The 22091-nt window shown below is 63.2% G+C and carries 21 protein-coding genes and 1 pseudogene; 7 read left to right on the top strand and 15 right to left on the bottom strand.

Annotation, left to right across the window (positions count from 1 at the left end):
• Positions 1-23 precede the first annotated feature (23 nt).
• The 4 genes from BBJ41_RS37270 to BBJ41_RS40975 all read left to right on the top strand — a co-directional run bounded on the left by BBJ41_RS37270 (position 24) and on the right by BBJ41_RS40975 (position 2754).
• Complete coding sequence (locus BBJ41_RS37270) at positions 24-992, top strand: trypsin-like peptidase domain-containing protein (protein WP_069751260.1); 969 nt, start codon at positions 24-26, stop codon at positions 990-992.
• A 51-nt stretch (positions 993-1043) separates the two neighbouring features.
• Positions 1044-1478 (top strand): carboxypeptidase regulatory-like domain-containing protein, encoded by a 435-nt coding sequence (locus BBJ41_RS37265; protein WP_060349227.1) that lies wholly within the window; start codon positions 1044-1046, stop codon positions 1476-1478.
• 97 nt (positions 1479-1575) lie between these two features.
• A complete protein-coding gene (gene petA, locus BBJ41_RS37260; RefSeq protein ID WP_060349226.1) occupies positions 1576-2202 on the top strand; it encodes a ubiquinol-cytochrome c reductase iron-sulfur subunit in 627 nt (208 codons plus the stop codon).
• Positions 2203-2361: 159 nt separating this feature from the next.
• Complete coding sequence (locus BBJ41_RS40975) at positions 2362-2754, top strand: hypothetical protein (RefSeq protein WP_155687434.1); 393 nt, start codon at positions 2362-2364, stop codon at positions 2752-2754.
• Positions 2755-2873: 119 nt separating this feature from the next.
• Here BBJ41_RS40975 and BBJ41_RS37255 read toward each other — a convergent pair whose 3' ends face one another.
• The 3 genes from BBJ41_RS37255 to BBJ41_RS37245 are packed head-to-tail and all read right to left on the bottom strand — an operon-like array spanning position 2874 to position 5892.
• The gene (locus tag BBJ41_RS37255; protein ID WP_069751259.1) at positions 2874-3272 is read right to left on the bottom strand and encodes a BspC domain-containing protein; all 399 of its coding nucleotides are present in this window, start codon (positions 3270-3272) and stop codon (positions 2874-2876) included.
• Between the two features lie 56 nt (positions 3273-3328).
• Positions 3329-4648, bottom strand: a complete 1320-nt coding sequence (locus tag BBJ41_RS37250; RefSeq protein ID WP_060349225.1) for a chloride channel protein — start codon at positions 4646-4648, stop codon at positions 3329-3331.
• A gap of 56 nt (positions 4649-4704) precedes the next feature.
• Complete coding sequence (locus tag BBJ41_RS37245) at positions 4705-5892, bottom strand: MFS transporter (RefSeq protein ID WP_069751258.1); 1188 nt, start codon at positions 5890-5892, stop codon at positions 4705-4707.
• Between the two features lie 405 nt (positions 5893-6297).
• On the opposite strand from BBJ41_RS37245, the gene pal reads away from it, so the two are divergent.
• Entirely contained in the window at positions 6298-6801 is a 504-nt protein-coding gene (gene pal, locus BBJ41_RS37240; RefSeq protein WP_059710520.1) for a peptidoglycan-associated lipoprotein Pal, read from the top strand.
• Positions 6802-6871: 70 nt separating this feature from the next.
• Here the strand turns inward: pal and BBJ41_RS37235 are convergent, their stop codons facing one another.
• The 5 genes from BBJ41_RS37235 to BBJ41_RS37215 form a co-directional block, all read right to left on the bottom strand.
• Entirely contained in the window at positions 6872-7126 is a 255-nt protein-coding gene (locus tag BBJ41_RS37235; RefSeq protein WP_060170317.1) for a hypothetical protein, read from the bottom strand.
• Positions 7110-9086, bottom strand: a complete 1977-nt coding sequence (locus BBJ41_RS37230) for a chloride channel protein (protein WP_230961111.1) — start codon at positions 9084-9086, stop codon at positions 7110-7112. The genes BBJ41_RS37235 and BBJ41_RS37230 overlap by 17 nt, the downstream gene beginning before the upstream one ends.
• Before the next feature lie 57 nt (positions 9087-9143).
• The gene (locus BBJ41_RS37225; protein WP_236872178.1) at positions 9144-10718 is read right to left on the bottom strand and encodes an APC family permease; all 1575 of its coding nucleotides are present in this window, start codon (positions 10716-10718) and stop codon (positions 9144-9146) included.
• A gap of 122 nt (positions 10719-10840) precedes the next feature.
• Entirely contained in the window at positions 10841-11266 is a 426-nt protein-coding gene (locus tag BBJ41_RS37220; RefSeq protein WP_059666580.1) for a MarR family winged helix-turn-helix transcriptional regulator, read from the bottom strand.
• A 597-nt stretch (positions 11267-11863) separates the two neighbouring features.
• Complete coding sequence (locus BBJ41_RS37215) at positions 11864-12184, bottom strand: DUF1840 domain-containing protein (RefSeq protein WP_069751257.1); 321 nt, start codon at positions 12182-12184, stop codon at positions 11864-11866.
• A 406-nt stretch (positions 12185-12590) separates the two neighbouring features.
• Here BBJ41_RS37215 and BBJ41_RS37210 point away from each other — a divergent pair.
• Positions 12591-13214 (top strand): annotated as a pseudogene (locus tag BBJ41_RS37210) (ribonucleotide reductase-like protein); the annotation flags it as partial.
• A 56-nt stretch (positions 13215-13270) separates the two neighbouring features.
• Here BBJ41_RS37210 and ftsH read toward each other — a convergent pair.
• From ftsH to BBJ41_RS37195, 3 genes are read right to left on the bottom strand one after another with little or no spacing between them, the layout of a single operon-like run.
• Positions 13271-15178 (bottom strand): ATP-dependent zinc metalloprotease FtsH, encoded by a 1908-nt coding sequence (gene ftsH / locus BBJ41_RS37205; RefSeq protein WP_069751256.1) that lies wholly within the window; start codon positions 15176-15178, stop codon positions 13271-13273.
• 33 nt (positions 15179-15211) lie between these two features.
• Positions 15212-15721 (bottom strand): BCAM0308 family protein, encoded by a 510-nt coding sequence (locus tag BBJ41_RS37200; RefSeq protein ID WP_069751255.1) that lies wholly within the window; start codon positions 15719-15721, stop codon positions 15212-15214.
• 27 nt (positions 15722-15748) lie between these two features.
• Positions 15749-16396, bottom strand: coding sequence for a BON domain-containing protein (locus BBJ41_RS37195; RefSeq protein WP_069751254.1), 648 nt, complete (start codon positions 16394-16396; stop codon positions 15749-15751).
• Positions 16397-16691: 295 nt separating this feature from the next.
• On the opposite strand from BBJ41_RS37195, the gene BBJ41_RS37190 reads away from it, so the two are divergent.
• Positions 16692-16880, top strand: a complete 189-nt coding sequence (locus tag BBJ41_RS37190; protein WP_069751253.1) for a DUF2964 family protein — start codon at positions 16692-16694, stop codon at positions 16878-16880.
• Positions 16881-16963: 83 nt separating this feature from the next.
• On the opposite strand, the gene BBJ41_RS37185 is transcribed toward BBJ41_RS37190, so the two are convergent.
• The 4 genes from BBJ41_RS37185 to BBJ41_RS37170 form a co-directional block, all read right to left on the bottom strand.
• Complete coding sequence (locus BBJ41_RS37185) at positions 16964-17911, bottom strand: carbamate kinase (RefSeq protein ID WP_069751252.1); 948 nt, start codon at positions 17909-17911, stop codon at positions 16964-16966.
• Positions 17912-17924: 13 nt separating this feature from the next.
• Positions 17925-18929: an ornithine carbamoyltransferase gene (locus BBJ41_RS37180; protein WP_069751251.1), complete on the bottom strand. Its 1005-nt coding sequence runs from the start codon at positions 18927-18929 to the stop codon at positions 17925-17927.
• A gap of 37 nt (positions 18930-18966) precedes the next feature.
• Complete coding sequence (locus BBJ41_RS37175) at positions 18967-20190, bottom strand: arginine deiminase (RefSeq protein ID WP_069751250.1); 1224 nt, start codon at positions 20188-20190, stop codon at positions 18967-18969.
• Positions 20191-20290: 100 nt separating this feature from the next.
• Positions 20291-21793, bottom strand: coding sequence for a basic amino acid/polyamine antiporter (locus tag BBJ41_RS37170; RefSeq protein ID WP_083282157.1), 1503 nt, complete (start codon positions 21791-21793; stop codon positions 20291-20293).
• Positions 21794-22091 lie beyond the last annotated feature (298 nt).

The raw sequence follows: 22091 nt of genomic DNA, 5'->3' as shown, positions 1-22091 counted from the left end.
CACGGCGGGATGGGAGCGTAGTCATGGCAAGCATCGGGTTCAAGCGTATCGCGCTTACCAGTCTGGCCATTGCAGCCGTGTCCGCGAGTTGCATGGCGAAGGAATCGCTGTCGCCTGCAACGGCGACACGCGCTCCGCAGGCTGTTCTGTCCGCAAGCCCGGGTTTCACGGCCTACCCGGGAATCGTGTCCGACTTCGAGAACATGGCGCGAATCGACGGCCCCGCCGTCGTGACCGTCAAGGTGTCCAGGATCGACACAATACCGAGTGTGCAGCAACTGTGGCCCCCGCCAGGCAGCGCGAACGCGCCGTTCCTCGGTTTCTTCGAGGAATTTTCACCCCCACCCGGCGCCGATCGCGGTGCCCTGGCACGGCGGCACGCCAGCGGCTTCATCATCTCGTCGGACGGCGACATCCTCACCGATGCCGGCGACGTTGCGGGCGCATCGAGGATCGCCGTTACCCTCGCCGACGGGCAAACGTACCACGCACGGTTGATCGGCAGCGATCCGGCGAGCGGTGTCGCGCTGCTTCATATTCATGCGACGGGTCTGCCTGTCGCCCGGATCGGATCACCTGCGATGCTCAAGGCCGGCGAATGGGTCGCCTCGATCGGTTCGCCCTACGGGCTGGGAACCTCGATCGTCAAAGGTGTCGTCAGCAACCTCTCCCGTCTGCCTCCCGATCAATCGTACGTTCCGTTGATCCAGACCGATCTTACGGAACACTCCGGGGACGGCGGTAGTCCGCTCCTGAACCTCAAGGGTGAAGTCGTCGGTATCGAAATGCCACCTCCGGACGACGGCAACGTGTATCAGGGTCTCGCCTTTGCGATACCGATCGACAAGGCCATGAAGGTCGAACGCCAGTTGAAGTTGCATGGCAAGGCCGTGCATGGACAACTCGGAGTCTCAGCGAAGAAGGAGACGGCTCCGCTTGCCAAGGCGTTCCGGCCGATGCGGCCGAACGACCCCGCCACGGACACAGGTTGAGCACGTTTCGCTGCCAGCAGCTCGGTATGGCGCACATTCAAGGAGTCAGTCATGAAGTACTCGTCCAGAACAGCGCTCGGCGTCGTCGCCGTGACGATTGCCGTGTTCGCCCATGACGCGTTTTCCGCCGAGCAGGCATCACTGCCGCAGCCCGAACACGCTGGCAACGTGACCTATCTATCCGGCGGCATCGGTAGTGATCAATCGGCCGCAATCAAACAGCAGATGGGCAGGTATCCGCTCGTGCTCGAGTTTGCGGGGCATACGAGCAGCGGGAACGACTATTTGGCCGATGTCCCGGTCAAGATCGTCGATGCACATGGCAAGACCGTGCTTTCGACGCGAACCACCGGGCCATTCCTGCTCGTCTCGATGCCCGACGGACGCTATACCGTGTCGGCCACCTATAACGGGCAGGCCATGCGGCGAAGCGTCGACGTACGCGAGTCGTCGCATGCCCACTCGGTGTTCGTCTGGACAATGTAGCTCGACCTCCGGGAGCCGGCCCCATCTGCTCGGCCAGGGTGTCGGGCATGGCAGCGAGCCGGAAAGCATGAAAGACGGCTGCATCGAAGGAGTCGACATGGACGAGAATCCGACCGAGCCGGTGGGGCCCGACATCAAGCGTCGCCGTTGGCTGATCGCGACATCCGTCGCGAGCGGCATCGGCGGCATCGCAGCCGCCATCCCTTTCGTTGATTCCCTGACACCACCCGCCAATGCGCTGGCCGCTGGCGCACCGGTCAAGGTCGACATCGGCCGCTTGACCGAAGGCGCAATGTTGACCGTTGCATGGCGCGGGAAGCCGGTGTTCATCGTCGACCGCTCGCCGGCCATGCTTGAAAGCGTCATCAAGGCGACTCCGCTCGTCGCTGATCCTGACTCGCGCCACGCCTTCTCAATGCCATTGCCGCTCTATTGCCAAAACACCTTTCGCTCGCGAGCCGACCATCGGAACATTCTGGTCGTGGTTGGCGTCTGTACGCACCTCGGTTGTACGCCGACACCTCGGTTTCAACCAGGGTCTCAGCCAAACCTGCCGGAAAACTGGCCAGGCGGCTTCCTGTGTCCCTGCCACGGCTCGACCTACGATCTTGCCGGACGGGTATTCCGCGACAAGCCAGCACCGCAGAACCTCGACGTGCCACGTTACATGTTCTTGTCGCCGACCGAACTGTTGATCGGTCAGGACGAACATGGGGCCGCCTAGCCTTCCGAGACGATGCGCCGGAACGCTGCATATCGATCGAAACAAAAATCCGCCAGGACGAACGCTCGACCCCGCGCCGTCGATGTACTCTTGTGCCACACTGCGATGCAATTTCGTCAACGGATCCCACCTCGGGCCGCATCGACACGGAGATCACCGATGAACAATTGGCAGATGGCGATTGCAACAGGGTTCTGTGTGCTGCTCGTGGCGTGTTCGCGCCGAGACGGCGTCTTCTCCCTATCCCCCGTATTCGCGGAGCAATCGAGCCTATCTGCGTCCGAGGTCGCGAACTGCGTCGTCCATCGCTGGAAATCAAGTACGCGGCAGCTGCATCGCGCGGAAGGTGCCGGGGCGATCCTGCTGCGTGCCGAATCATTCTTCCGCGGCGTGCCGATCGGATTGCGCGTCTTGACTGACGGACGGCACTCCCGCGTCGAATACTTCCGCCGGCGCCGTACAGACCCGCTGTACTGGTCGATGGTGCGCGGATGCCTGCGTCCCGATGTGATCCGTGGCGCAGCCGGCACGCCGGCCGTTCCGCGATCATGACAGGCCGCGCGACGCACGAGGCTCGGGATCCGGCTCGATGATTTGACAGCACCTGCGCGCACTTTAAGCTCACCGCTCGCGTCAGTCGCGAGCTCGCCATGCGCGAGGCGGCCGGCCTCTCATTCCATCGGCTTCATTGCAATACCCGCCACATGCGTGCGCCAGATGTCGCACTTTGCCTTCACGGGAAGCCAGGCAGCACGCTGTCGAAGGCGTGCGGAAGCGCGAATGGTTCCCGTTGAATCCACAGACAGTCCGTTGTCGGCACTCCCGTCTATCGCGCGAAACGCGCGAACTTTGGCCCTCAGCAGACGACCGTCAGGCGCAAGAAACATGTCGTATTTCGACGAGGTTCGAATCCATCGGTCGATTTCCGCGACGCAATCGATGACGACCGGACGAACGTTAATACGCGCCAGATAACGATAATCCTCTGAAATCGTATCGTCAGCGCTGCATCGTGCCGCATAGGCAAACAGAAGCATCAACGCGGAGAGAAAGATGAGCGGCCCCTTCATGAGTAGAACCGGACGAGGTTAATCATGTCCTGTACCGCGAACCGATGCCCTCGAGGTCACCGGTGATCTCCGGGGAAATAACGCGTGGAAAGCGCTTCATACAGCGGCGGAGCGAAGAATCGCGACACGCGGCTGGCAATCAGGGCCGTGGCCATCAGCGAAATGACGAGCGCATGGCCGTTGATCATCTCGATGACGATCACGAACGCCGTGATCGGGCTCTGTGTGACCGCGGCGAGATAGCCAACCATCCCGAGCGCGATCAGCATCTGCAGCTGCATTCCCGAAAACAAGATGTGCAGCGTATTGCCGATCCCGGCACCGATCGCGAGCGACGGTGCAAACAACCCGCCCGGCGCGCCGGGCAGGTACGAGCCAATCATTGAAACCATCTTGAACACCGGGTACAGCACGCTCACGTTCGTGTGGCTTTCGAGCATGCTCCGGGCTTCCGCGTATCCGCTGCCAAACGTATGGCCATGCGTCGCCACGCCGACGACCGCGACGACCAGCCCGCACGCTGCGCCGAACAGCACGGGCTGGCCGGCACGAAAATCCTGAAGCCGCCGCGGCATCCAGCGTTGCGTGTTGAGCAACAACCAGCAGAAGATTCCGCCCATGACGCCCGCGATCACACCGATGAGGACGACCGCAAGCGCCAGCGACTGCGGCAGGTGCGCCCCTACGTCGATCGTGCCGAAATAAACGTAGTTACCCTGCAGGCCGAGCGACACGATACCGGCGAAGATGATCGCCGTGATCAGCACGCCACTTGTCCGTTGCTCAAAGCTTCGCGTGAGTTCCTCGATCGCGAACACAACCCCTGCGAGAGGCGCATTAAATGCGGCGGAAAGACCCGCTGCCGCACCGGCAAGAGCCAGCCGGTGCTCAAGCACACCCGGTCGAATCGCGCGAAACCGCTGCGGATAGAATTTCCGCAGGTTGAACATGAGCGCAGCGCCCACGTGGATCGTCGGCCCTTCCCGACCGATCGTGAAGCCGCCAAGAATGGCGAGGAACGAGATGAGGATTTTGCCGACCAGGATCCTGAATTTGAGCAACCGGGCACCCGTGTTGCCCGGCGCGTGCAGCATCGCAATCACCTGTGGAATGCCGCTTCCCTCTGCACCATCGAAGAAACGCCGCGTCAGCCAGACCGTCAGCGCGCCGATGATCGGTGTGACGATCAGCGGCAGCCACGCGTGCTGAGCCGCGTAGCCCAGAAACACCGCATAACCGAAGTCGATCAGCTTCGCATAAAGCACCGCGACGAGGCCTACGGCCACCGCACCCAGCCAGAACACGCCATAGTGAAGCCACAGACGTCGCGCGTGCAGCAATGCGCGTCGATCCGCGAGTGCGGAAATGCGAATCATCGGTCTCCCCCTACCTACTTGTCAGCTTATTCAATGTTGAACGATATAGCGATCGCTCAGGTTCTCGCCGGCGGCGGCTTCATGCCGGACGCGATTGCGAGCCATACTGCCACTGCGCCTGCACACATTAGAAACACCATGTTCGGGCCGCCTTGCTTCAGCAGCCAGCCGCCTACAATGCCGCCGAGCGCGAGCCCGATCGACTGCGTGGTGTTGTAGACACCGGTGGCCGCGCCCTTGCGCGAACCGGGCGCGAGCTTCGACACGAGCGAAGGCTGCGACGCCTCCAGGATGTTGAACCCGAGAAAGTAGACGAACAGAATCGCAGCCACAATCAGGATGGTATGCGGCGCGCTGCCGAGCAACAATTGACCGATCAGGATAGCCAGAATGCCGCCGAGCAGCACCGGCTTCATCTTGCCCCGTTTTTCCGCGACGATGATCGCCGGGACCATCATCACGAATGCGAGCCCCATCACCGGCAGGTAGACCTTCCAGTGCGCGGCGACCGGCAGCCCGCCGTCGACCAGCAGGCGCGGCACGACGAGGAACAGCGCCGTCTGCGTCGCGTGCAGCACCAGCACGCCGAAGTTCAGGCGCAGCAGCTCGACGTTGTGCAGCACCTCGGCGAACGGCGCGGGCACGTGCACGGGCTTGGCCGCGTCGGGCACGATCCACAGCACGACGCCGATCGCGAGGATCGACAGCACGCCGACGATCGCGAACAGCCCGCTCATCCCGACCCAGTGGAATACGATCGGCGCGCCGACGATCGCGACCGCGAACGACACGCCGATCGACCCGCCGACCATCGCCATCGCCTTCGTGCGGTTCTGCTCGGAAGTCAGGTCGGCGATGAACGCGAGCACCGCGGACGACACGGCGCCCATCCCCTGGATCACGCGACCGACGATGATCCACGTGATGTCGTGCGCGGACGCGGCGACGAAGCTGCCGAGCGCGAAGATCACGAGGCCCATGGCGATCACCGGCTTGCGGCCGAACTTGTCGGACGCCCAGCCGTAGAAGATGTAGAACAGCGACTGCGTGACGCCGTAGGCCCCGAGCGCGAGGCCGACGAGCAGCACGTTGTCGCCGCCCGGGATGGTTTTCGCGTAGACCGAGAACACCGGCATGATCATGAACAGGCCGAGCATGCGCAGCGCGAAGATCGCCGCGAGCGACGCGGTCGCGCGCAATTCGGGCGCAGTCATGCGGGAAGATACGGTGGACGACTGGGACATCGTTGACGCAGTTTACCGAACAGGCCGAACAACGGAGAAAAAAAAACCAGCTGGGCAGCCGGGTTCAAGACGCTCGTCCCGGCCTCTCTTATCGGGACGACCGGACGTCGAGTTCAGCGAGCTGAGGGAGCACATCTGAATTCACATTTCCGCAGAATTCCCGCATCGTAACATGCAAACTAGTCATGATGTGACATTTCTCCTACTCTAGTTGATATGGGCTGCCGCAGTGGCAATGCGATGTCGAAATCTTTCAAATTGCCGTTCAATTTATTTACAAAAAACCGTCACTCACCAATAGAGACGTGCGCAACGCACTTCACCTCCGGAGGTTGAGCTCGCGCCCGTTTCGTTGATCTGCGACCCACTCCGTTCGATCGGACGGCCCCTTTCGGGAGACCAGTGATGAAAGGCTTGATGCGATATGCAGTAGTGTTGGCGCTCGTGCTGTTCGGCGGATGTCACTCCGCAACAAAGACACCCGGCACCGCCGGCATGATGAATCAGAACGCGGCAAACAGTCAGGCGATCGGGACACCGTCGACCATGGCCGACGAATTGAACAACCCCAACAGTCCGCTGGCGAAACGCAGCATCTATTTCGATTTCGACAGCTATGAAGTAAAGCCCGAATACCAGTCGCTGCTGCAGGCGCATGCCGACTATCTGCGCCTTCATCCAGGCCGACACGTTTTGATCCAGGGCAATACCGACGAACGTGGCACCAGCGAGTACAACCTCGCGCTGGGCGAACGCCGTTCGCAGGCCGTGCTTCGCACGCTGGAAACGCTCGGCGTACCTGACTCACAGGTTGAAGCGGTCAGCTTTGGCAAGGAGAAGCCGGTCGCTTTGGGTCACGACGAAGCGTCGTGGTCGCAGAATCGGCGCGCGGATATCGTCTATCGATGAGCGCCTGCGTGGTGGGGATCCGCCCCGCCACGCATTTCCAGACAGGGCCTGTTCGTCATCGATATCGTGATCACAAGCCCATGAAGTACGGTCGAACATCCATCTCGGCGGACCACGACTGGACATCGGAGAACTCGCCGAACTCGACCGGCCTCCCGCGATAAAAACAACAGTATCCGTTGGCCGTTCTGTAGACGATGACCCACTCGCGATCGTCATTCGTCTCGTCTTCCGGATTGCCTGCCAACACTTCTCTCCATTCATCGAGATGCAGGGCAACCGCAAGCCGCCGGCGCAGAACAGCCAGTTCAACACCCAGTTTCATGGGGAACCTCCTTGCCGGCGTGCGCTTCGCCCCGTGTCGGTGTGTGGCTGTCGCGATGCCGCGGTCCGCGCCGGCCGCGCTCGATTCCGCGCCGGTTCTCGGGAAAGATCCTGATGCTGCTCGCCACTGCGTCCGCGATGTGCTCCTTGGCGATCACCCCGACCACTTCCACTGAGCCTTCCAGTTCGGGGCCCGTCACCACCACCGCCATGGTTGCGTGCTTCTGGCGCAACTGGCTGATCACGTCGAAGGCCGCATCATTCGGCGCGACCACGATGAAATTGTGCTGAGCGAGCGCACCGAGCGTCACCGATGGATGATCGTGCGAGATGGCCCGGCGCAAGCCGGTATTGATGCGCAGCACGCCTTCGATCCGGCCCGATCGCGTCACGACTACGTGGCGGAACGGCGGCCCGTCGAGATTGCCGAGAATATCGCGGAAGAGCACGTCCGCGTCCTGCACGAGTACGTCCGTCTCCATCACTTGCGCCGCGTTCTGGACGAGGAACATGTTGGCGTGCAAAGCGTTCGGAATGACATGACCGCGACGCACCAGCTTGAGCGTATAGATGCTTTCGCGGCAAAGCAGGCGCCGCGTCGCAAGACTGACCGCAACCGCGATGATCATCGGCAGCACGATGTCGTAGTCGCGGGTCATCTCGAAGATCATCGCGACCGCCGTCATCGCCGCGCCGGTTCCACCGCCGACCATCGCCCCCATTCCGACCATCGCGAACGCGGGTGCACTCACGGGCGCGGCGGGCAGCACGGCCTGCACGAATGCGGCAAACGCCGCACCCAATGCCGCCCCGATGAACAGCGACGGAGAAAAGACACCTCCGGAGGAGCCGGAACCGAGGCTGATCGACGTAGCGAAGGTCTTGCAGAGCGCAAGCGCGATCAGAAACAGGCAACCGCCAAGCTGTCCGTAAAGCAGCGCCTGAATCGTTGCATAACCCACGCCTTCGACGTAGTAATGCCCGGCGAAGCGCATCAGAAAATAGATCATCAACCCGACGATCAACATGCCCAGCGCGTGACGCGCGTAGCGCCCTGGGATGCGCTCGAACATGTCCTCCGCAAAATGAAGCCCGTGCGTCAGCAGCGCCGCGCCGGCACCGGTGACTATCCCAAGCGCGGCATATAGCAGAAGCGTCAGCACGCTGCCCGGACGATCGGGAATCGCGCCCAACTGGGCCGGCACCAAAAACGCCGGCGCACTGCCGAAGAACAGCCGTCCGACGAAGGTCGCCGTGCCGGTTGCCAGCGCGACGGGAAGGAAGGTGTTCACGCTGATCTCCGGCATCATCAGTTCGGTCGCGAACAGGACGCCGCCGATCGGCGTATTGAAAGTCGCGGCAATCCCGGCGCCCGCGCCGGCCGCCACCAGCGTGATGCGCTGGCCCGCGGTCATACTGACTGCCTGCCCCAGCGTCGAGCCGAGCGCCGAACCGATCTGGATGATCGGCCCTTCCCTGCCAACCGCTGCACCGGTGCCGATTGCGAACGCGGACGCGAGCGATTTCACGATCGCGACGACAGGGCGAATCACGCCGCGCTTGAAGTAGATCGCGTCCATCACCTCGGGCACACCATGCCCTTTCGCTTCCGGTGCAAAGGTTCCGACAAGCCAGGTGACGATCAGGCCGCCGACAACCGGCACCAGTATGACGAACGCTCCCCATGCCGAAGGCGGCGTAAATGCGCTCGCGTTATATGAGACCGACCACCGGCCGAGGAAAAACGCGTTGTGGACGAAGCCGATCAAGCCGCGGAATGCCACGGCCCCGATTCCAGTGACGACGCCGACCAGGATACCCAGGCAGCTCAGGCGATACATGTCGATCGGTGACGAGTCGTCCTCGATTTGCGGCAACCGCTGGACGCGCCCGGTTTCCACTCGCATTGCTGCGAGTTCACCGACCGGTTTTTCTTCTCCTCCTGTCGATCCCGATGTCATGGCTTCCGTTCCTGTCGAGTAGGTGGATCCTTCAACTGGTCTCGTTCATCCGCCCCATCATCTCCGACGTTTCGCCGGCATCGAGCGCACTGCGCATGGCCAGCGCAAGTACCACCAGGCTCCACACGGCGACCAGCAGAATGTCCCAGCCGAATCCGATGACGCCAAGGCCGCCACCGATCCCGCCCATCCAGGACAACAACCAAAGCCCCCGAACCATGGGAGTAACCACGCGATATGTTTCCAGCCGAAATCTCGCGCGCTGCGGCGCAAGACGACGTGATGGTGGAGCGCGTAAAGGACGAAGCCGATTGCGACCAGCGAGAACAGGAAGTTGTTGGTCTTGAAGCCGGTCCAGTAGATGACGAGGTTGCTGCAGACGAATGCGATCGGCGCAATCAACCCGGCTCCGCTCATGCGGAACGGCCGCTGCAGATCCGGCATGTTGCGTCGCAGGACCAGCAGCGCGACGGGTCCCAGTCCGTACGTGAGAACGGTGATCGACGTGATATAGCTCACCATCTGCTGCCAAGCCGGAAACGGCAGCAGGAACAGCACGCCAACTGCCCACATGATCAGCACGGCGACCCACGGGATCTTGTTGGCATTGAGTCGCGTCAGCATGCGCGGGCCCGCGTCCAGTTCACCTGCTGCGAACAGGATGCGCGAGCCGCCCGTGACATACATCAGGCCGGTTCCGCCAGGAGACACATATGCGTCGATGTAAAGCAGCGTTGCCATCCACCCCATGCCGAGCGTCGCGGCGAGCCCTGCGAACGGCCCCATCTCGCCCTTGAAGCTGAGATGGTTCCATCCCGCGACCAGGTCGGCCGGCGCGAGCGCGTAGATGAACGCGATCTGAAGCAGGATGTAGATGACGGCTGCGAGAAGCACCGCGCCGATCACCGCGAGCGGAATGTTTCTATGCGGATTGGCGCTTTCGCCACCCAAGTCGATTGCCGTGCGAAAGCCGAGATAGCTGAAGACGATGCCTGCAGCCGGCAACGCGGTGAACATCCCGGAGAGATGATAGCTGTCGGGCGCCGCCTGCATCACGCCCCAGTGCGTGCTGGCACCCATCAAGCCGGCAATCGTCAGAAGCGGTACGAGGATCTTCCACCACGTGATGGTCGAGTTGACGCTCAACAGCCACCGGATCACCATCAGATTCAGCAGGGCCATGATCCCTAGCAGACCCGCACAGGCCATGAAACCGATCGCCGTCAGCAAGCCCGCGCTTCCGGGCTGGATGAACCAGGGGAGATAGTTGTTCGCGTAGGTGACGATCGCCTCCGCCTCGACCGCAGGGACCGGCACGTAGGCAAGAAACAGGAGACCGCACCAGATGCGGCCCAAACCAACGCCGTGGCTCGCATGGCTCATGTGCACCAGTGCGCCGCTGCGCGGAAACATTGCTGCCAGCTCGGCGAAGCACAGTGCAATCAGCATGATGATGATCGCGCCCAGCACCCAACTGCCGATGCTCAGCGGGCCGGCGATGCGCGATGCGTGATAGGCGCCGAACAACCAGCCGGAACCGACCATGCTGGTCGTGCTGGCGAACAACAGCCCGATGATTCCGGCGTCACGCCGGAGCTTGCCTTCCAGATTGAGGCTCGAGGTCGTGCTCATATGCGACTCCTTGCAAACGACCTCCCCCTGCTGCGTGTGTGTGTTCGTTCCCCTGCCCGTTGTCGCGACGACCGATGCGTCTCGGCCGTCCCGGTGAATCCGCGCGTGTCGCTGCCGCGCGCTCAGTTGGTATCGGTGACGTCTTGGAATGCCCAGCCGAACGACTGAATTTCCGACTTGTGCAAAGCTGCTACCTTACGCAAGCATTCCGCCCCTTTTTCCGTCAGATGGATCTCCACTTGCCTTCTATCCTGCTCGCTCGTCTGGCGCCGGACGAGCCCGGCTGCCTCGCAGCGCGTGATGAGTGCCACCGTACCATGCGAGGACGCCTGCAGCCGCTCGGCAATCTCGCCCACGGTCGCCCATGATCTGTCCGGAAACGCGCAGGTGTGCAACATCAGCATGTACTGCAACGGTGTCAGCCCCTCGGCATGCAGAATTTCCTCCGAGAAACGCAAGAAACGTCGCAGCCGATAGCGAAATTCAGATAGCTGCTCGAGGTCGTGTTTCGTGGCGCTTGCGCCGGCCTTGCGATTGCTTGCCGCCATTACGAACTCCAGAAATACCGGGAGTTTTCTGGAATCATGTCATCACGTGACCTAAAATATAGACGCGCGCGCCGGGTAGTGCAAAGTGCTTTCATCAATTGCTGCTCCTGTTGCTGCGTGGAACGACCCTATCAACGTGAATTGGTGAGGAGAAGTGGACGGCATATCGATACCGCTGCTGATCGCCCTGGTCGTCGTACAGCCCGGTCATCCAATAAGCTCACATGCGGGAACGACCAGCCACGTCGTTGTCCCGGCGCGAAATATACTGCATGTGCGCAACCCGCTGGCGTCGCCGAGTGTCATGCTGAACGCCCGGCACCCGGCGGCAAGCGATTCGACTTCCGTACCTGTCTACATTCCAAGCGTGACATATCGCCCCGACGGTTGGGGTGCACACTCCCGGTTGGTGGGAGATCGATTCCGTTGGTGATCGGTCGGTGCCGCATTCTGCAAATCGACCGACGCGAGTATTTCCGTCGCGGCGTCATTCGGTGGGTTTGTCCGGCATCCGCAGCCGTCCTCGGTGCCCCCCACTTTGGACTCAGCGACGCAGATTATCTCGCATGCGAGTTTAACGGACGCGCCCCGCAGTGATCACACGCCCCAAATGACATCTTTGTCTTGCTTATGCGCCTCGCGCAGTAGATCGAGAAATGGCCATGCCCGTTGTGCAAGGCCGCTCGAACGCGGAAAAGTATTTGCATGCAACGCGAACGTCGAATGCTCATATGAGTTTTCCCGCATCATGTCCTCCGCGATTGCCTGTTCGAGTCGTGCAATTGCGCTCGGAAGCTCGCTGGATTGAATCACCCCTCGGGCTTGTAGTTCCTTTCCGACCAGTGCCAGAAGATACTGCGCGAGATCGCGCAACATGACAATATCCGGTGCTGCCGACGTGTGAAATTTGATAAGCATAGCTTCTCCTGTTCTCATCACACCACGCGTCGGCCAATGCGTCTCTTCGTGCTCATCGTCGAAATGTGGCTGCGCCCACACACATCCTGGAATCCTGATCGGTGATCGTGCTCCGGTATGCGTGAAGTCAGCGACCATAGATCGTGTAGCGTGCACAATCCATTATATGTCACATGATGACATATAATGGATTTGGAGCGGTGCGTGTTTGAAGTTGCGTAGCCGCTCCGATTCTTGCGGAAGCGAGCGTCGAAGGGATGTTCGCGTACAGCGTCGGTAAAGCAGGCTCACGGGAGCGAACTGGCAGAGATTTAGGATTGACATAAGCTCAACGCGATACTCTGGCCTGCCCGATACGCGGGGTATCATTCTCGAGTTCGACTACCTGCCGCTGCCGCAAGTGAAGTTGCGCGAACATGCGTTTGCCGCATCGGCCGCGCTTGCCGCCGAGCGCGGCACGTTTCCGGCCTACGATCCAGCCCCCTATCTGACCGGCCCTGCATCCCGCATGCGCCTGCCGCTGAAGGTGCATCACGCGATCGCGCGGCACGGGCTGCGCAACAGCCATCTGCTGTCGTTCGCGCCGGCCGGCAGTGTGAGTCTTGCGTTTTGCGACAACTGCTCGAACGGGATTGAGCCGGCTGTCGGCTGGACGCAGCGTCGCATGGTCCGCACGGCGGATGGACGGGTTCGTTCGTTTCGTGTGGAGAATCACGCTTACCGGCTGTTTCGCGACCTGTATGGTGACAGCGTCACGTTGCCCGACTACTTCGTCACGGCGGCGGATATCGCGCCGGTCGACCATGTCGCGATGCTCGCGGCACTGCAGCCGTGCGTCGACGCCGGTATCTCGAAGACCGTGACGTTGCCTCGCCAATGCTCGCTTGCACAGGTCGACGCGCTGTTCTTCCAGGCGTGGCGCGACCGGCTCAAGGGCATCACGGTCTTCCGGCCCGATCCGCAACTGGCATCGGTCGTCACCGACGACGCCGCGCAACAGCGCGACGGCGCCGTCTGCATCGGCTGTTGAACGACACGATTGCCGGACATCAGCGTTCGGCGGTCCGGCACGAAGCCGGCAACCGTTCAGGCGGCAGCCCCCGGTGTCGTCTCCGAGTCGGCTTCCGCGGGGCGGCTCGGCTCGTCGGCATCGTCCGGCGCCGCAATGAGCGCCACCAGCCTGTCGTGATCGATCGACTCGTGCAGCAGCAAGCACCGTGCAATCCGTTCGAGCGCGTCGCGGTGCTCGCCGAGCGTCGCCGCGACCCGCGCATGCGCGTCCTCGAGCAGCACGCGCACCTCCTCGTCGATCAGTTGCGCCGTGTGTTCGCTGCAACGGCCGTCGCCCGGCGTCCATACGCCGGGCGCCCCGCCCTGCGGCGCTGCATCGTCGAACGTCGACAGGCCGAGCTTGTCGCTCATCCCGTACTGCATGACCATGTGCCGGGCGAGCGCGGTCGCCCGTTCGAGATCGTTCTGCGCGCCGGTCGACACATCGCCGAACGCGATTTCCTCGGCCACCCGCCCGCCGAGCAACACGTCGAGCCGGTCGAGCAATTCGCTCCTGCGCAGCACGTAGCGGTCCTCGGTCGGCACTTGCTGCGTGTAGCCGAGGGCCGCGATGCCGCGCGGAATGATCGACACCTTCTTCACCGGATCGCAGTGCGCGCGGCTTTGCGCGACGAGCGCATGCCCCGATTCGTGGTACGCGATGGTCCGCTTCTCCTGTTCGTTCATCACGCGGCTCTTGCGCTCCATGCCCGTCATTGCACGATCGATCGCCTCGTCGAAGTCGGCCATCCCGATCGCGGGCTTGCCGAGTTCGGCCGCATGCAGCGCGGCCTCGTTGACGACGTTCGCGAGATCGGCGCCGACGAAGCCCGGCGTGCGCGACGCCAGTTCGGCCAGATCGATTTCCGGGGCAAGCTTCACGCGCTTCGTGTGCACGGCCAGGATCTGCTTGCGGCCGGTCAAGTCCGGCCGGTCGATCGCGATGTGCCGGTCGAACCGTCCGGGGCGCAGCAGCGCGGGATCCAGGATCTCCGGCCGGTTGGTCGCGGCCATGATGATGACGCCCGAATTGGCTTGGAAGCCGTCCATTTCGACGAGCAACTGGTTGAGCGTCTGCTCGCGCTCGTCGTTGCCGGTCATCAGGCCGACACCGCGCGCCTTGCCGAGCGCATCGAGCTCGTCGATGAACACGATGCACGGCGCTTTCTGCTGCGCCTGCTCGAACAGGTCGCGCACGCGGGCCGCGCCGACGCCGACGAACATCTCGACGAAGGCCGACCCGCTGATCGAGAAGAACGGCACCGCCGCCTCGCCCGCGACCGCGCGGGCGAGCAGCGTCTTGCCGGTCCCCGGCGCCCCGACGATCAGCACGCCCTTCGGAATCTTGCCGCCGAGCCGCTGGTAGCGTTCGGGGCTGCGCAGGAACGCGACGATCTGCTGCAGCTCGGCCTTCGCCTCGTCGATGCCCGCGATATCGTCGAACGTGATGCCGGTTTCCTGCTGCACATAGACGCGGGCCTGGCTTTTTCCCATGCCGCTCAGGTCCCGCATTCCGCTCGGCCTGCGCATCATGAAGTTCCAGATCAGCACGACGAGGATCACCGGAAACACCCACGTCGCAAGCGTCTCGATCCAGCCCGAATCCGGCATTCCGCGATAGCGGATACCGGCGGCCGTCAACGACGCGACCAGATGGTCGTCGGCCACCCGGTTCGTCGTGAAGCGCCACGGCGATCCGGCCTTCTTCACGGCCAGCGCGTCTGAGGCCGGCAGCGCCGTACCGGCTTCGGGCATGCGCAGTGCGCCCGAGATCGACGCTTGACCGATCTCCAGATCGTCGACGAGCCGCGCGTCGACCAGCCGGTGGAAGTCGCTGTACGAAATCGATGTCGTCGCCGGCCGGGCCGACAGCAACTGAAACGCGACCAGTACGGCGAAGGCGATCGGGATCAGCAGCGCGGAGTAGTCGAAGGTTTTCTTCATGGCATCGAGCCTGCACGACGGGCGCATGCCCGGTCACGCATCGTCACGTGTCCATTGCGCGCGCAGCATGTCCTCACTGTCGCGATAGTTGAGCGCTAGATCGCCGTGATGCGCATGCAGCAACGCTTCGCCCAGGCGCCGCACCATGTGCACGCCCGTCGTCCGGATGACGAGCGTATCGCGGGATTTCTCGATTTCCATGATGCGTTCGAGCGCATGTTCGCTCGTCTCCAGATCGGCCTGATGCTGGAGCAGTTCGAGGATCGCCGACCGGTGCGCGCGCAGGTAATCGCCGTGCAATACCAGTTCGCCGGCCGGCGCGTTTTCCCGCATGCGCTTGCAGGCCGGGCATTCGAGCTGGCGCCGGTCGAGCGCGGTCGCGTACCAGGTCCAGCGGCCCGCGTCGCAGACGGCGCCGCAGCTTTCGCAGATCCGGTCGCCCTTCGGCCGCTTCGGATCGCGGTAACTGTCCTTCGTATGCGGCTGCATGCGCTTGTCGCGGCGCAGGAAGTTTCGGCCGGGGCCGGAATTCGAACGGTTCATCACGGCTTCTCCTTGTAAGCGTGCCGGTCAGGCAACCGTCAGCCGGTCGACGACCTCGCGAACGCCTCGGACCGACCCTGCCGCGCCGCACGCGGCACGCTTTTCGGCGAGCGACGCGACCGTGCCCGTTAACGTGACGATCCCGTCGGCCGCGTCGATCGAAATCCCCGCGGATTCGCGCTGTGCGCGTCGCGCAAGCGCCTCGGCAATCCGCGCGCCGACGTCCGGCACCGTATGGTCGGCACGCACCTGGATGCGGTTCGCCACGCCGACGACGCCAATCATCCGGCTCACCATCGCTTCCGCCGCACGGCTCTGGAACGCGCGATCCACTTCGCCGTCGAGCGTCACGCATCCGTGATCGACTTCGACGCGGATCTTGTGATCGCGCAGCGCCTCCTGCCAGCCGAGCGCGAACGTGATCGCGATCGCCAGTTCCTGATCCGCGCACGCGTTCGCCGGCGCGACCACATCCAGCTCGAGCACCAGCGCGCGCGCGTCCGCGACATGCAGCGCGGTTTTCTGCGCCTCCAGCTTCTGGGCCCAACCATCGACGGTGCCGCGCAACGTCACGATCCGGTCGCGTACGTCGACGTCGATCCGCCGCGCATCGATCGCCGGGTTCCAGAACAGCGCCTGTTCGACATCCTGCTTGAGTGCTGCATCGGACTTCATGTCGGTCTCCCGTCGGCCCGTGTCGATCGCGAGTCTTGCGACCGGTTGCGCGCCGTACCGCGTTCAGCATCGCGCATGGCGGCGCCGGCGGCTTGACGAGGATCAATCAACAGCGGGCCGGACACGGCGGCCGGCCTGCGGACGACGGCTGAATTTATCCGTTGATGCAGATCAACGGTGCGACGGCACGCGACGCGATCATGATTCGTGACGCCGGATATCGCGCAAACCGCGGCAACACGAACGCTACGCATCCGTACGACAGCCGGCAACCACCGCTTCCCGGGAGATTGTCATGATCCGCAAGCAGTACCGAATCGTCCTCGCGACGCTCAGCGTATTCATCGCGCTTGCGTCGCTGGTCGGCATCGTGCACGGGATGCTGTTCGACGAGCAGGTGTTCAGGTACTCGATCGTCACGCTGATTTCGAGCATCGTCGCGTTCGTCGTACTGCTGAATCCCGGACCGGACGACCGCCCGTAACACGCGCGGCCCCGACGCGGCCGACGGCATGAGCCGCATCTTCCGATGCGGGTTCGAACGGCTGGCCGGCGACGGCGCGACGGTCACCGCGCCGGCATCGGCGCATCCTCGAATGCGCAAGCCTGCCCGGTCTTCACCGAGGTGCCTGCGGTGTCGTCGACGAGACGCGTGATGTCCGCGAGCGCGCCGATGGTCGCGCGCCGGCCCGACCCGCGTGCGAACTCAGCGGCAGCCTCGACCTTCGGCCCCATGGAGCCCGCCGCGAAATGCAGCGCGGCGAGCGCCTCCGGCGACGTACGGCGCACCAGCCGCGCGTCGGGCGTGCCCCAGTCGGCGTAAACACCCGCCACGTCGGTCGCGATCACGAACAGGTCCGCATCGAGTTCGCGTGCGAGGCGCGCCGCGCTGCGGTCCTTGTCGATCACCGCCTCGACCCCCTGATGCCGGCCGCCCTCCGTTTCCACAACAGGAATCCCGCCCCCGCCCGCGCAAATCACGATCGTGCCGCTCGCGAGCAGCGCCCGTACCGGTTCGATCTCCAGAAAGCGCAGCGGCTGCGGGCTCGGCACGACGCGGCGGTAGCCATCGCCGTCGGCGGCCACCTGCCAGCCATTGACACATGCCAGCTCCGTCGCCGCGGCTTGCGTGAGAATCGGGCCGACCGGCTTGTCGGGATGATCGAAAGCCGGATCCGCGGCGCTCACCTCGACCATCGTCAGCAGCGTCGCGCACGGACGCGACGCGTGCATCCGGTTGCGCAGTTCCAGTTCGATCAGGTAGCCGATCATCCCTTCCGTTTCGGCATCGAGCACGTCGAGCGGAAAGCGTTCGGGCGGCGGAGCCTGCCGGGACAGCGCGGCGAGCATGCCCACCTGAGGGCCATTGCCGTGCACGATCACGAGTTCGTTGCCATCCGCGATACCCGCCAGTTGGGCTGCGGCCAGTCTCACGTTCTGCAGTTGCGCGGCGGCACTCATGACCTCCCCGCGCCGCAGCAACGCGTTGCCGCCGAGTGCGACGACGATACGCATCGGTTGCCCTCCCCTAGCCCGCGAGCGTTGCGACCAGCACGGCCTTGATCGTATGCAGGCGATTCTCGGCCTGTTCGAAGACGATCGACGCGTCGGATTCGAACACCTCGTCGGTCACTTCGACGCCGTCGGTCAAACCGTAGCGATCCGCAATCTGCTTGCCCACCACCGTATGGGCGTCGTGGAACGCCGGCAGGCAATGCATGAACTTCACGCGCGGGTTACCCGCGGCCGACAGCAGTCCCGCGTTCACCTGATAGGGAAGCAATGTGCCGATGCGCTCTCCCCATCGCTCCTCCGGTTCACCCATCGATACCCACACGTCCGTGTAGATGAAGTCCACGCCCTTCACGGCTTCCCCGGGCTGCTCGGTCAACGTGATCCGGGCGCCCGTATTCGCCGCGATCTCCCGGCATTGCGCGATCAGTTCGTCATGCGGCCACAAGCTCCGCGGCGCGCACAGGCGGACGTCCATGCCGAGCTTCGCCCCGACGATCATCAACGAATTGCCCGTATTGTTGTGTGCGTCGCCGATGTAGCAGTACGCAATCTCGTGAATCGGCTTGTCGCTGTGTTCGCGCATGGTCAGCACGTCGGCCAGCATCTGGGTCGGATGGAATTCGTCGGTCAGCCCGTTGTAGACGGGCACGCCCGCGTATTGCGCGAGTTCCTCGACGATCTCCTGGCCGAAGCCGCGATACTCGATCGCGTCGTACATCCGGCCGAGCACGCGGGCCGTGTCCTTCATCGATTCCTTGTGGCCGATCTGCGAGCCGGCCGGATCGATGTAGGTGACGTGCGCGCCCTGGTCATGCGCGGCGACTTCGAACGCGCAGCGTGTGCGGGTCGAGGTTTTTTCGAAGATCAGCGCAATGTTCCTGCCGGTCAGGCGCGGTACTTCGGTGCCCGCATATTTCGCGCGCTTGAGGTCGCGGGACAGGTCGAGCAGATAACGGATCTGGCGCGGCGTATAGTCCATCAGCGTCAGATAGCTGCGGTTGTGTACGTTGAACATGATGAAGTCGGGTCTCTCGATATCGGTATTGAATCCCAGGTCAGAGCGCGATCGGATCGCGCGCGACCGGGCAGCTCAGGCAATGACTGCCGCCGCGCCCGCGGCCAAGCTCGCCGCCAGGCAGCTCGATCACCTCGACGCCCGCCTGGCGCATTTTGCGGTTCGTATGGGTGTTGCGGTCATAGGCGAGCACGACGCGGCGATCGAGCGCGAGCACGTTGTTGCCGTCGTCCCATTGCTCGCGTTCGCTCTCGTAGCGGTCGCCGCCCGTCGTCAGCACCCGCAGCGAACCGACCCCGAGCGCGCCCGCCACGACCGCCAGGAACTTTTCGTCGTGGCGCTCGTAACGTACCTGCCCGAGCGCATCTCCGGGATACAGGCTCGTGCAACGGATCTCGTCGGCCACGTCCGGATAAATGCTGACGAAGTCGACGTCGAGAAACGAGAAAACGGTGTCGAGATGCATCGACGCACGCGACTTCGGAAACTGGCAGGCGATCACGCGCTTCGCGCCGTGGCCGGCGAACAGCGCGCGCGCGACCTGCGTGACGGCTTGCGGGCTCGAGCGCTCGCCCATGCCGATCAGCACGACACCGTTGCCGATGGCCATCACGTCGCCGCCTTCGAGCGTCTGTGCGCCGTGATCGACGTCAGGGCTGCCCCACCACGTGCGCACGTTTCCGGCAAAGCGCGGATGAAACGCATAGACGGCCGCGAGCAGCAGCGTTTCTTTCCGGCGCGCCGGAAAGAACATCGGATGCAACGTCACCCCGCCGTAAATCCATGCGCTCGGGTCACGCTGGAACATCAGGTTAACGAGCGGCGGAATCACGAAGTCCGAACGCTCCAGATAACCGCCGAACAGCCCGCGCGCGTCGAACGGCAGCTCCGACTTCGCGACACCGCCGATCAGCACGTCGGCAAGCCGCTGCGCCGGCATCGATTCGAGCCAAAGCCGCAGCTCGCGCAGCATGCCGGTGCCGACCTCCTCTTCGGTGATGCGGCGGTCGAGTATCCAGTCGCGCGCACCGGTGTCCAGGCAGACTTCGGCCAGCAGGTGCTGGAACTCCAGCACCTCCACGTCCCGTTCGCGCAGGACGCGCACGAAGGCCTGGTGATCTTCGACTGCCTTGTCGACCCAGATCACGTCGTCGAACAGCAAGGTTCCGCAGTTGGCCGGCGTCAACCGGCGATGAGCGAGGCCGGGCGCGCAGACCATCACGGTGCGCAGTTTGCCGGCCTCGGAATGAACGCCAAGTGTCATGGTCGGGTTCCCCGATTCCTGAAGCAGTTATTCGATTGCGATGTCGATACGGATGCCGCGTGCTGCCGTCATGCGCGCCATCCACCGCGTCCGGCGCCGGTCAGCCGACCGACACGATGCCCTTCGCAAACAGCACGAATGCGCTCGCCGCGACGACGACCAGCACGACAGCGGCCATGCGCTCGATACCGGTAAAGACGGGTGACGCGGGATGTTTCTCGCGTTGCGCGTACCAGAACACCGGGATGCCGATCACGAAGAAGATCGTCGACATCAGCAGGTAGGTCGGGCCGGCCGCGTAAAGCAGCCACGCTGCGTAAACCGTGCCCAGCAAGCCGGTCCATAGCGATGCGCGCTTGCCCTCGCCGGCATGCTCGCGGAAGTTCTTCTGCGTCGCGCATTTCCACAGAAAGCAGGTACTCGCCAGATACGGCGGCAGGATCATCACGCCCGCCACGCTGATCAGCCACATCCACGCGTCGTGCGCGAACAGCACGACGAACATCATGACCTGCATCACCGCGCTCGAGATCCAGAGCGACGGCGCAGCCGCATGATGGCGATTCTCGTGCGAGAGAAAGCGCGGGAAAATGTTGTCCTTGGCGGCCGCATACGGCAGCTCGGCGACGAGAACCGTCCACGCCAGCCAGCAACTCAGCACCGAGAACAGCAGCGCAACGACGACGAAGACCGCGCCCCAGTGCCCCACGAGCTGCTCGATCACATATGCGGTGGACGGATTCTGCAGGCCCGCCAGCTGATGCTGGGACATGACGCCGAACGGCAGCGCGGACAGCAGGAAATAGAGCGTCGTGCAGACCGCCAGCCCGACGAACGTCGCGGTGCCCACTTCGTGCTGATTGCGCGCGCGGTCGGACACGACGACAGCACCTTCGATGCCGATGAACACCCAAAGCGTGACCAGCATCGTGCTCTTGACCTGGGCGAGCGTGCCGCCGAGATGCTGCTGCTGTCCCCATACGTCGAACGAAAAATGTCCTTTCTGGAAGAACAATGCAATGACGACGATGGCGACGGACAGCGTCACGACGTTGACCACACTCGCCATCGTGTTGAGGATCGCCGTGCGCTTCACGCCGGACAGCACCATGAAGTGCAATGCCCAGATCAGCAGCGATCCGCCCGCGATCGACTGCCAGTTCTTGCCGTCGAATGCCGGGAAAAAATAGCCGAGCGTCTGCATGATCAACACGGCGAATGCCACGTTGCCGAACGCGGAACTGAGCCAGTATCCCCACGCCATCTCGAAGCCCGCGAACTTGCCGAAACCTTCGCGAGCGTACGAATAGATGCCTGCGGTGAGTTCCGGGCGCTGGTCCGCCAGCGTACGAAACGCGTTGGCGAGAAAGAACATGCCGACGAGCGTGATCAGCCACGCGATTGCGATGGCGCCGAGCCCGGCACCCGAAGCCATGTTCTGCGGGAGGTTGAACGCACCGCCACCGATCATCGACCCGACGACGATGCCGCTGAGCAGCAGCAGCCCGAGCTTGCGTGTCTCCGGCCCGCCGCCGGCCGCCTTCGGCCCGGACGATGTCTGATCGCCCTTGACGGGCGGCTTCTCCACTACGGGTTGACTCATTTCAGCTCTCCGAAGACGTTGACTTTTCCGGGTCATCCGGCAGCCGGCGATAACCGACGGCAACCGGCATGAAGCCTTTCATGGATTCACCAAAACAATCTGGATTCCTGTTTATCTGCTTATCGTCGAATCTCGATGAATATCGGAATCAACCGTTTGACGCATCAGGAAGACGGCCTGTGCAGGTACCGAAACAACCGTGACGATAGTAAATACCGAATCGCCGGAACCCGGTTGATTCAGGTCAAGCGTGCGAGTTCGGGCTGACGGGAGGGATGAAAAAGGGATCGGCGCTTTC

The organism is Burkholderia stabilis (assembly GCF_001742165.1).
GTDB lineage: Bacteria > Pseudomonadota > Gammaproteobacteria > Burkholderiales > Burkholderiaceae > Burkholderia > Burkholderia stabilis.
This window is presented reverse-complemented; position numbering and strand designations above follow the sequence as displayed.